The sequence below is a fragment of the Mesorhizobium sp. M7A.F.Ca.CA.002.09.1.1 genome, from assembly GCF_003998555.1.
Lineage (GTDB): Bacteria > Pseudomonadota > Alphaproteobacteria > Rhizobiales > Rhizobiaceae > Mesorhizobium > Mesorhizobium ciceri.
In genome coordinates this window covers 1-10,230 of the sequence record NZ_RZRR01000088.1, presented here as the reverse complement: position 1 = coordinate 10,230, position 10,230 = coordinate 1, and the positions used below count along the sequence as shown (strand labels likewise).

10 protein-coding genes are annotated in these 10,230 nt (G+C 63.8%); 7 read left to right on the top strand and 3 right to left on the bottom strand.

Features of this window, described 5'->3' with window-relative positions:
* Window positions 1–104 precede the first annotated feature (104 nt).
* Entirely contained in the window at window positions 105–419 is a 315-nt protein-coding gene (sugE, locus tag EN994_RS06425) for a quaternary ammonium compound efflux SMR transporter SugE (RefSeq protein ID WP_013528463.1), read from the top strand.
* Between the two features lie 138 nt (window positions 420–557).
* Here the strand turns inward: sugE and EN994_RS06420 are convergent, their stop codons facing one another.
* Entirely contained in the window at window positions 558–986 is a 429-nt protein-coding gene (locus tag EN994_RS06420) for a DUF6481 family protein (protein ID WP_013528462.1), read from the bottom strand.
* A 278-nt stretch (window positions 987–1,264) separates the two neighbouring features.
* On the opposite strand from EN994_RS06420, the gene EN994_RS06415 reads away from it, so the two are divergent.
* From EN994_RS06415 to EN994_RS06405, 3 genes are all read left to right on the top strand, one after another.
* Window positions 1,265–2,326 carry an LLM class flavin-dependent oxidoreductase gene (locus tag EN994_RS06415; RefSeq protein ID WP_127307445.1) on the top strand — a complete coding sequence of 354 codons (1,062 nt, stop codon included), beginning with the start codon at window positions 1,265–1,267 and terminating at the stop codon, window positions 2,324–2,326.
* A 117-nt stretch (window positions 2,327–2,443) separates the two neighbouring features.
* A complete protein-coding gene (locus tag EN994_RS06410; RefSeq protein ID WP_013528460.1) occupies window positions 2,444–3,613 on the top strand; it encodes an AI-2E family transporter in 1,170 nt (389 codons plus the stop codon).
* 68 nt (window positions 3,614–3,681) lie between these two features.
* Window positions 3,682–4,683, top strand: a complete 1,002-nt coding sequence (locus tag EN994_RS06405) for an LLM class flavin-dependent oxidoreductase (RefSeq protein ID WP_063169731.1) — start codon at window positions 3,682–3,684, stop codon at window positions 4,681–4,683.
* A 33-nt stretch (window positions 4,684–4,716) separates the two neighbouring features.
* Here the strand turns inward: EN994_RS06405 and EN994_RS06400 are convergent, their stop codons facing one another.
* On the bottom strand, window positions 4,717–5,736 hold the full coding sequence (locus EN994_RS06400) for a LacI family DNA-binding transcriptional regulator (RefSeq protein WP_013528458.1): 1,020 nt from the start codon (window positions 5,734–5,736) through the stop codon (window positions 4,717–4,719).
* A gap of 220 nt (window positions 5,737–5,956) precedes the next feature.
* On the opposite strand from EN994_RS06400, the gene EN994_RS06395 reads away from it, so the two are divergent.
* Genes EN994_RS06395 through EN994_RS06385 form a run of 3 tightly spaced genes read left to right on the top strand, consistent with a single transcriptional unit; the run spans window position 5,957 to window position 9,818 of the window.
* On the top strand, window positions 5,957–7,540 hold the full coding sequence (locus tag EN994_RS06395; RefSeq protein WP_063169732.1) for a sugar ABC transporter ATP-binding protein: 1,584 nt from the start codon (window positions 5,957–5,959) through the stop codon (window positions 7,538–7,540).
* Window positions 7,537–8,853, top strand: coding sequence for an ABC transporter permease (locus EN994_RS06390; RefSeq protein ID WP_013528456.1), 1,317 nt, complete (start codon window positions 7,537–7,539; stop codon window positions 8,851–8,853). The genes EN994_RS06395 and EN994_RS06390 overlap by 4 nt, the downstream gene beginning before the upstream one ends.
* Window positions 8,850–9,818 carry a substrate-binding domain-containing protein gene (locus EN994_RS06385; RefSeq protein ID WP_127307444.1) on the top strand — a complete coding sequence of 323 codons (969 nt, stop codon included), beginning with the start codon at window positions 8,850–8,852 and terminating at the stop codon, window positions 9,816–9,818. Before EN994_RS06390 ends, EN994_RS06385 begins: the two co-directional genes overlap by 4 nt.
* 42 nt (window positions 9,819–9,860) lie before the next feature.
* Here the strand turns inward: EN994_RS06385 and EN994_RS06380 are convergent.
* The coding region (locus EN994_RS06380) for a MarR family transcriptional regulator (RefSeq protein ID WP_127307443.1) at window positions 9,861–10,230 on the bottom strand (370 nt) is incomplete at its 5' end.

Here is a 10,230-nt window from a genome sequence, read left to right as displayed (position 1 = left end):
ACCTCGCGCTTCCCCAAATCCGGACGGGACGACCCGCCATTGTTTGACTGATCGTCGGACGCCGAAGTCACTTTTCGGTCCGATGCTCTGATGGAGCGTTGTCGATGTCGTGGATTCTTCTCTTTTTCGCTGGCTTGTTCGAGATCGGCTGGGCAATCGGCCTCAAATACACCGATGGCTTCTCGAAGCTGGTGCCGACCGTGCTGACCGTTGCCTCGATGGTCGTCAGCCTCACTCTGCTCGGCCTGGCGCTGAAGGCGCTGCCCGTCGGCACCGCCTATGCGGTGTGGACCGGCATCGGCACCGTCGGTACGGCACTGCTCGGCATCTGGCTGCTCGGCGAACCGGCCACCGCGATCAGGCTGGCCTGCATCGCGCTCATCGTCTGCGGCATCATGGGGCTGAAGTTCGCCGCCTGACGGTAACGCTTAGGTCTCTTGGTTTGCGCATGTCGTCCTCCCAGAGCCGGGACCAGGGCGACATGCATGGGACAAACACGTTCAGGGCCGCTGCGAGGCGACCCTGGTTCTCGAAGCAGATTGCTCCGTAGCCGAGAGCTAGCGGGCGGAGAAGCCCGGAGGCGTCCTGCCGGTACGCTGCTTGCGTGCCGCATAACGCGCGTCACGCTTGGCCTTGCGTTCGGCTTCGTCGGCCAGAAGACGGGCGATGCGCTCGTTCTCTTCGGATTCCCGAATCTTGGCCTCGGCCTGTGCAGCTTCCTCGGCGGCGATACGTGCCGCTTCGGCTGCTGCCTCGCGCTCGGCCTTCTCGACCGCTTCGCGTGCCAGCTTCTCCTGCTTCAGCCGGGCCTTTTCGGCCTCGCGGATTTCGCGGGCCGCAAGGATAGCCTTGCGTTCAGCCTGCCGCGCCAGCACTGCGGGATCATCCGCCGCCGGCTTTGCCTTGAAGCGCTCGAGGAGCGCCTTCTTTGCCTCGTTTGCGGCATTGCGCCGCTCGAAAACGTCTTTTTCCCTGTAGATAGCCAAGTCCACTTCCCTGAAGTCAATTCGCGACGCTTACATACGCGCGAAAACCGAGAGTTCAAGCGCCAAAACGGCATGGCAGCCATGAAATTGTCGGCTGTTGCACTCGGGAGACGCCTTTGGAGCAATTCCAGGAAAAGTGTGAAGCGGTTTTCCGTCCGGAATGGCGACGAAGAGATAGAGCCGAAACCGACATGCACTGTTCACCGTCCGCCCCACTGGCGGCGCGGCTGAGGCGTCGCTACGTCTAACCCGAAAACCCAACACCAGGATGACATCAAATGGAACTCGGTCTCTACACATTCGCCGACGTCAGCCCGCAGCCGGGCCCCGGTGCCATCGGCCCGCATGAGCGGCTGCGCAACCTGATCGAGGAGATCGAGCTGGCCGACCAGGTCGGCCTCGACGTCTTCGGCCTCGGCGAGCATCACCGGCCCGACTATGCCGCCTCCGCACCGGTCGTGGCCCTGGCCGCGGCGGCCGAGCGTTCGAAGCGCATCAAGCTGACCAGCGCGGTCACCGTTCTGTCTTCCGATGACCCGGTGCGCGTTTTCCAGCAATTTGCCACGCTCGATCTTCTGTCGGGCGGCCGCGCCGAGATCATGGCCGGGCGCGGCTCGTTCATCGAATCCTTCCCGCTGTTCGGTTTCAACCTCGAGGATTATGACGAGCTGTTCGCCGAAAAACTCGATCTGCTGCTTGCCATCCGCGACAGCGTGAAGGTCACCTGGTCGGGCAATCTGCGTGCGCCGATCAACGATCGCGGCGTTTATCCCCGGCCCTTCCAGGACAGGCTACCGGTCTGGATCGCCATTGGCGGCACGCCGCAGTCTGCCGCCCGCGCTGGCGCGCTCGGCCTGCCGCTGGCGCTCGCCATCATTGGCGGCGAGCCGGCGCGTTTCGCGCCGCTGTTCGATCTCTACCGCGAAGCCGCCAAGCGCGCCGGCAGTGATCCGGCGGGCCTTGCCACCAGCATCAACGTGCACGGCTTCATCGCCGAGACGACCGAGCAGGCGGCGGACGATTTCTACGGCCCGCAGGCGGAAGTGATGAATCGCATCGGCCGCGAGCGCGGCTGGGGTCCGACCTCGCGGGCGCATTTCGACCAGTCGCGCGGCCCCACAGGCGCCCTGTTCGTCGGCAGTCCCGAGCAAGTGGCTGAAAAGATCGTCGCCCAGCACAAGATCTTCGGCAATGACCGCTCCCTGCTGCAGATGGCGATCGGCACCATGCCGCACGCCAAGATCATGAAGGCGATCGAACTCTACGGCACCAGGGTGGCGCCGATCGTGCGCAAGGAAACAGCCAAGCCCGCCACAGCCGTCACGTCGCCGGCAGCCTGACCCGGAGCCGGCGCGAGCGGCCTCAATCCCGAAGCCGGCTCATGGAACCCTCGCCCGTAACTCTGCGTTTCATGGAGGCGATTGCCGTGCGAAGGGGCGCCGGCTTGAGGGGTGACCATGAAAACCGAACCCACAGCCTGGGGACAGGACGTTTCCGATGAACCGGATTCGCGCGTCGCGGCTCGCGCCGACACGCGTCTGATGCGCTCGTTGCTGATCGGCATCTTTCTCTTCATGGCCATCTACGCGCTCTATTTCGCCCGCGCCTTTTTCATGCCAGTGCTTCTGGCTTTCCTGCTGGCGCTGACGCTGACGCCGATCGTCCGGCTGCTGCGCAAGCACGGTATCCCGGAAGTGATCTCGGCAACCCTTCTGGTGCTGTTGTCCCTTTGTGTGTTCGCCACCGCCGGCTATCTGCTCAGTGGCCCGATCATCGATCTTATCAACAACACCTCGTCGATCGGCCAGAAGCTCACCGAACGGTTGGCGCAATTGCGACAGCCGCTCGAGAAGATCATGCAGATTTCGCATCAGATCGAACAACTGACCGAGACCTCGCAGGAGTCCGGTATTCAGAAGGTGGCGGTGGCGCAGTCCGGCATCCTGTCGGCGGCCGCCAGCAACATCCTGTCGGCGGGAACAGGCCTCACCATTATCTTCGTGCTGTCGCTGTTCCTGCTCGCCTCCGGCACGATGTTTTATGAAAAGATCATCCAGTCCTTCGCCAGCCTCAGCGAAAAGAAGCGGGCGCTGCGCGTCGTCTATGACGTCGAACGCGAAATCTCGCACTATCTGCTCACCGTCACCATCATCAATGCCGGCCTCGGCACGGTCATCGCTCTCGGTCTTTGGGCGCTCGGCGTGCCCAATCCGCTGGTCTGGGGCGTTGCTGCCGCCCTGCTCAATTTCCTGCCCTATGTCGGAGCACTGATCACCATCGTGCTTGTCACGGTCATGGCGTTGATCAGCTTCGATACCATCTTCTACGCGCTTCTGGCGCCGGCCTTCGTGATCTTGTGCGACATCGTCGAAGGCCAGTTCGTGACGCCGATGGTGGTCGGCAGGCGCCTCGAGATCAACGCCGTGGCGATCTTTATCGCCATCGCCTTCTGGTCATGGCTGTGGGGTTTCGTCGGCGCCCTGATGGCGGTGCCGCTGCTGGTCGTCATCAAGGTGTTCTGCGATCATTTCGATGGGCTCAGCCATGTCGGCAATTTTCTCGCCGCGCAGCACGCGGTTGTCGTCGAGGAGGACGACATCGCCGACCCCGAAGCTGTCAAAGGCTGATCAATATTTTTGAATTTGCGGCGCCGCCGGATGCTTCCTACATGCGGTCCTGACACAGGATCCCACCCATGACCGCTCTTTCCGTTCTCGACCTGTCGCCGATCGTCGAAGGCAGCGATGCCTCGCAGTCGCTGGCCAACTCGCTCGATCTTGCCCGCCATGCCGAGCGCCTGGGCTACAAGCGTTTCTGGCTGGCCGAGCATCACAACATGCCGGGTATTGCCAGTGCCGCCACAGCCGTCGTCATTGCCCATGTCGCGGGCGGCACCAAGACCATTCGTGTCGGCGCCGGCGGCATCATGCTGCCCAACCATTCGCCGCTGGTGATTGCCGAGCAGTTCGGCACGCTGGCCGCATTGCATCCGGGCCGCATCGATCTCGGCATCGGCCGGGCGCCCGGCACCGACATGGGTGCCGCCCGCGCCTTGCGCCGCAATCTCGAGGCCGGGGTCGACAATTTCCCGCAGGATGTCGTCGAGCTGATGGGCTATTTCCAGCCGGCCGAGGAAGGCCAACGCATCCGTGCCGTGCCCGGCGAAGGCCAGGGCGTGCCGGTCTGGATCCTCGGCTCCAGCCTCTACGGCGCGCAGCTTGCCGCCATGCTCGGCCTGCCCTATGCCTTCGCCTCGCATTTCGCGCCGGCGGATCTGGATCACGCGCTGGATGTCTACCGCTCGCGCTTCCAACCCTCCGAGCACCTCGACAAGCCGCATGTCATGCTTGGCCTCAACGTCTTTGCCGCGCCCACCGATGCCGAGGCTCGTTTGCTGTTCACCTCGCTGCAACAGGCTTTCGTCAATCTGCGCACCGGCCGGGCCGGACGGCTGCCGCCACCTGTCGAGAACTATGACCGCGATCTCGATCCGATGGCAAAGACCATGCTGGGCCAGGCATTGTCCTGCGCCGTCGTCGGCTCCCCGGAAACGGTGCGGCAAGGCATCGATGCTTTCGTGCGCCGCACCGGCGCCGACGAGCTGATGGTCACCGCGCAGATTTTTGATCATGCGGCGCGGGTGCGGTCGTTCGAGATCCTGGCCGAGGCGCACAAATCGCTGTCGCAGGCGGCCTGACAAGTTCTGGTACGATATATGCTGGGCGAAAAACTATGCGCTCACGCTCTGCGCAATCGCCCCGAGCGGGCGGCATGAATTGCGGATCATCAGCCGGCCCTTGAGCAAAAGCTTGCGCGGCGGCGCGTCCCTGTTGCCGGCGAGACGGTCGAGAAGCAGATTGGCCGCCTGTTCGCCGATCGCCTGCACCGGCTGCGCGACGGTGGTCAGCTGCGGCTGAAACACGTCGGACCATGGAAAGTCGTCGAAGCAGGCAACTGAAATGTCTTCCGGGCAGGACAGGCCGATGTCGCGGATCGCCTTCATGGTGCCGATCACCATCGGGTTGTTGGCCGAGAAGATCGCGCTTGGCCGATCGTGCGAGGACAGCATCTGCATGGTCGCGTTGTAGCCGTCGATCTCGTGGAAATTGCCGAAGCGGATCAGCTCCTCCGCGATCGGCAGGCCGGCGGCGTGAAGCGCCTCGCGATATCCCGCCATGCGGTCATGCATCGGCGAAATGTCCGACGTGCCGGTGATGTAACCGATGCGCCGGTGGCCGAGATTGATCAGATAGGTGATGGCGTCGAACACCGCGCGCTGGTTGTCCAGCACCACGGCATCGGTGTCGACGCCTTTGCAGATACGATCGAGCAGCACCACCGGCACGTTGGCGTCGTCGACGATCCGCTTGAGGATCGCGCCGTCGCCGACGCGCGCCACGATCAGCCCGTCGACCATGCGGTCGAGCAGCAGCTTGATCTGATCGTCCTGGGTGTTCAAATCCTCGTCCGTGCAGCACAGCATGACGGCATAGCCGGCCCGGTCGAAGGCCTGCTGGATGACCGAGACGACATCGGTGAAGAATGGGTTGGTGATGTGCGGCACGGTCAGTCCGATCGTGCGGGTCGTGCCCATCTTCAGGCTGCGGGCGATCGCGTTGCGCTTGTAGCCGATATCGCGGATCGCCTGTTCGATGCGCTGGCTAAGCTCCGGACTGACCGTCGCCGTGCCATTGATCAGCGCCGAAACGGTGGCGACAGAAACACGCGCCGCTTCAGCCACATGAAGCATGGTGGGCGCGGTGGATTTCCGGTGTTTTTTTTGCCCTGATGCTGTCATTTTCGAAACGTTTCGCCACCCTTGCCGGCCAATACGTACGGAATCCTGTCCTTTTTAGCAAGAATCGAAATGCAGTAAACATGCGGTACCTCATATCAGCTTGACATGATCGAAACGTTTAGATTAGCGTTTGCGGGAAGTTGACGACGACGGAAGGGAGGCCGCCATTGTCATGCGAGAGAGCAGTTCCCTTTCCCCGCAGCACGGCGCTGCCGATCGGTCGGACACCGTTCTGAGCGCCGAGCATATTTCCAAGAGCTTCGGCGGCATCGCCGCCCTGGTCGATGTCGGCTTCGAGCTGCGGCGCGGCGAGGTTCATGCCTTGATGGGCGAGAACGGCGCCGGCAAGTCGACGCTGGTGAAGATCCTCTCCGGCGTCTACACCGGCTATGAAGGCACGGTCAGCGTCGATGGCCACCCTGTCAATTTCGCTGGCGTACGCGACGCCGAGGATGCCGGCATTGCCATCATTCATCAGGAGCTCAACCTGGTGCCCGAACTCAGCGTCGCCGACAACATCTTCCTTGGCCGCGAGAAGCTGATCGCCGGGCTGATTGTCGACCGCAAGGCAAGCAGCCGCGCGGCGGGCGCTTTGTTGCAGCGGCTCGGCATCGAGCTCGATCCGCAAGCCCGCGTCGGTGCCCTGCGTGTCGGCGAGCAGCAGCTGGTCGAGATCGCCAAGGCGCTGTCGATGTCGGCACGCATCCTGATCATGGACGAGCCGACCTCGGCGCTGTCGCCGGCCGAATGCCAGCGGCTGTTCCGCATCATCCGCCAGCTTGCCGAGAGCGGTGTCGCCATCGTCTACATCTCGCACCGCATCGACGAGGTCATGCATCTGGCCAGCCGCGTCACCGTGTTTCGCGACGGCCGCCATGTACTGACCGAGCCGATGGCCAGGCTGGACGAAGATGCGATCATTTCGGCGATGGTCGGACGCAACCTGCTCGCTTCCTCCCAGGAAGAGCGCCACTCCGGCGGCAACATTGTGCTTTCGGTCGAAAACCTGTCGCTGTCGAAGCCCGATGCGCATGGCTGGCGCACGGTGATCGACGGCGTTGGCTTCGATCTTGCCGCCGGAGAGATCCTCGGCATTGGCGGGCTGCTGGGTTCGGGCCGAACCGAGATCCTGGAGGCGATCTTCGGCTCGAGCGATGGCCGCACCGGTGGCGAAATCCAGGTCGACGGCCGGCCTGTGGATATCCGTTCGCCCCGCGACGCAAGGCGGCTGGGCATTGCACTGGTCACCGAGGACCGCAAGACGCAAGGCCTGCATCTGCAGGCTTCGATCGCAGACAATGTCGCGCTGCCGCTGGTCGGGTCGCTGGCCCGCTTCGGCATCCGCTCGCTGGCCGCCGAGCAGGGGCTGGCGCGGCAGGCGGTCAAGGCGCTCGGCATCCGCTGCCGGGACATCGACCAGCCTGCCGGCACGCTGTCCGGCGGCAACCAGCAGAAGGTCGTCATCGGCAAGTGGCTGGCGACCAGGCCAAGGGTGCTGTTGCTGGACGAGCCGACGCGCGGCATCGATGTCGGCGCCAAACGCGAGATCTACGACCTGATCTTCAAGCTGGCGCGCGATGGACTGGCCATCTCCGTCATCAGCTCCGAACTGCCGGAGCTTTTGCATCTCTCCGACCGCATCCTGGTGATGGCCGATGGCCGCCAGACAGGCATTCTTTCCCGCGATGCGGCCAGCGAGGAGGCCATCATGCGTCTCGCCGCCCCGCGCAGGACCATATCGAGACCAGCCGCATGACTGCCCTGAAACTCCTGTCCCGTACCAAGCTCTATTGGGGCCTGATCGCCATCTTCCTGATCGGCGTGCTGGGCTCGCCGATGAGTTCCAAGGGCAACAACATCTTCCTCTCCTACGGCAACCTGCTCGACGTGCTGCGCCAGGTCTCGACCACCGGGCTGATCGCCACCGGCATGACGGCTGTCATCATCACCGGCGGCATCGATCTCTCCGTCGGCTCGCTGATGGCCATCTGCTCGGTGGTCTGTGCCATGCTGCTGACGGTCCCAGGCGTGACGCCGGGCGTCGTGCTGGGCGTGCCGACCGTCGCGCTGGTGGCGCTTTGCCTCGGTTTCGTCGTCACCCGCTTCATCTTCCAGAACCTGGCAAAGTCCCGTGCCGGCGCCGATCTCGTCCGCGAGATCAGGCTGGACGGGATTCGCGGCCTGATCACGCCCGCCGTCGTCGGCGTGGTCTTGTGCTGCCTGTCGCTGTGGTTTCTGCTGCCGCAGATCGAGCCGAAATTCGGCGTGCTCGGCGTGCTGCTGGTGGCGCCGTGCGTTGGTTTGCTGTTCGGCGCGCTCAACGGCTTCATCATCGTTGCCGGACGGCTGCAGCCCTTCATCGTCACCCTGGCTATGATGGTGACGGCGCTCGGCATCGCACGGCTGACCGCCGGCCAGAACAATGCGGTGCTGCCGGTCTATACCGGCTCCAACGCCACCGCCGATTTCGAGATCCTGCGCTCGCTGGTGTTCGGCATCATCCCGATGCCGGGCCTGTTCTTCCTCGGCGCCATCGTGATCTACGGCGCGGTGCTGCGCTTCACGCCGTTCGGCCGCTATGTCTATGCCATCGGCGGCAACGAGGAGGCGGCGCGCCTCTCCGGCATCGCCGCCGGCCGCGTCAAGATCGCCACCTATGCCGTCTCCGGGCTGCTCGCCGGCATTGCCGCCGTGCTCTATGTCGCGCAGTACCGGCAAGGCAAGCCGGATGCCGGCGCCGGGCTGGAGCTCGACGCCATTGCCGCTGTGGTCATAGGCGGCACCAGCCTGATGGGCGGGCGCGGCAGCCTCATCGGCACGTTCTGCGGCGTGCTGATCTTCGGTCTGCTCTCCAACATCCTGCAGCTCCACAACATCAATTCGAACCTTCAGCTGGTGCTGAAGGGGATGATCATCATCGGCACCGTGCTCGTGCAGGAGCGCAATGCCGGTGATCTCCTGGCCTATCTGCGCCTGCCCGGCGGGCAATCGGCGCACAAGGAAACGGCCGCGGCAAAGCGGCCGTCGCAAGAGACACCGTCTCTCAATCTCGGAGGAAACAAAAAATGAAACGACGTGACATGCTGAAGCTTGCCGCCGTGACCGCGGCACTGCTGACCACCACCGCGCTGCTGACCACCGGCAATGCCTATGCCCAGGACAAGAAGTGGAAGATCGGCTTCTCGCAGGTGACGACCATCGAGCCCTGGCGCGCGCAGTTCAACAAGGACATCCTGGCCGAAGCCGCCAAGCACCCCGAGGTCGAGCTGATCATCACCGACGGCGAGGACAAGACCGAAAAGCAGGTCGCCGATGTCGAGAACCTGATCCGCCAGGAGGTCGATGCGCTGTTGGTGTCACCGAAGGAATCGGCCGGCCTGACCGGCGTCGTGCAGCAGGCGATCGACGCCAAGATCCCGGTCTTCGTGCTCGACCGCAATGTCGACACCAAGGACTACACGCAGTCCGTCGGCGGCGACAACGCGCTGATCGGCCGCGCGGCCGGCGAATATGCCGTCGAACTGCTGGGCGGCAAGGGCAAGGCTGCAGGCAATGTCGTCGAGATCTGGGGCGGCATGGGCACCCAGCCGGCGCATGACCGCCATGACGGCTTTCACGAATTCACCGACAAGGAGCCGGGCATCAAATATCTGCTCGACCAGCAATCGGGCGACTGGAAGCAGGACCAGGCCTACAATCTGATGGCCAACGCGCTGAAGAGCAACGAGAAGATCGATCTCGTCTACGGGCACAACGACCCGATGGCCTATGGCGCCTATCTCGCCGCCAAGGATGTCGGCCGCGAGAAGGACATCAAGTTCATCGGCATCGACGGCCTGCCCAATGAAGGCGTGCAGATGGTGAACAAGGGCGAGCTGACGGCGACCTTCACCTATGTCACTCCCGGTGCCGAAGGCCTGCGCCAGGCGATCAAGTTCCTCAACGGCGAGAAAGTCGAAAAGACCATTACCCTGCCAACCGAGAAGATCACCAAGGAAAACGCCGCCCAGGTGCTGAAGGACAACGGCCTCTGAGGCAAACTTCCTGCCGGGTGCCTCCTTTGGCGCCCGGCGGGTCTAAGCCAGCTTCACCAGCAGCTTCATGAAGGTGGTGATCTCCTTGGCCGAGAGCGGCGCCAGCGTCTCCTTTGTGATCTCGCGCGCCAGCGGGATCAGGCGCTCGATGGCATCGCGGCCTGCCGCGGTCAGATTGACCAGCAGCCGTCTTTTGTCGACCTCGTGCCTGGAAAGCTCGACCAGGCCGCGCGCCTTCAGCCGGTCGATGACGCCCTTCACCGTCGCCGCATCCATCGCGATCAGCGTGCCGAGCTGGTTCTGCGAGGTCTCGCCGACGTCACGCAGCTTGGCCAACGCCGCGAATTGCGGCGGCGTCAGATCGCCGATATGCGCGGCAAAGATCGCGACATGGCGCTGATGCGCCTTGCGC

Excerpts from the sequence above, each read along its gene's own strand:
- sugE (WP_013528463.1), top strand. The coding sequence starts at position 105 with ATGTCGTGGATTCTTCTCTTTTTCGCTGGCTTGTTCGAGATCGGCTGG.
- EN994_RS06415 (WP_127307445.1), top strand. The coding sequence starts at position 1,265 with ATGGAACTCGGTCTCTACACATTCGCCGACGTCAGCCCGCAGCCGGGC.
- EN994_RS06410 (WP_013528460.1), top strand. The coding sequence starts at position 2,444 with ATGAAAACCGAACCCACAGCCTGGGGACAGGACGTTTCCGATGAACCG.
- EN994_RS06405 (WP_063169731.1), top strand. The coding sequence starts at position 3,682 with ATGACCGCTCTTTCCGTTCTCGACCTGTCGCCGATCGTCGAAGGCAGC.
- EN994_RS06400 (WP_013528458.1), bottom strand. The coding sequence starts at position 5,736 with ATGCTTCATGTGGCTGAAGCGGCGCGTGTTTCTGTCGCCACCGTTTCG.
- EN994_RS06395 (WP_063169732.1), top strand. The coding sequence starts at position 5,957 with ATGCGAGAGAGCAGTTCCCTTTCCCCGCAGCACGGCGCTGCCGATCGG.
- EN994_RS06390 (WP_013528456.1), top strand. The coding sequence starts at position 7,537 with ATGACTGCCCTGAAACTCCTGTCCCGTACCAAGCTCTATTGGGGCCTG.
- EN994_RS06385 (WP_127307444.1), top strand. The coding sequence starts at position 8,850 with ATGAAACGACGTGACATGCTGAAGCTTGCCGCCGTGACCGCGGCACTG.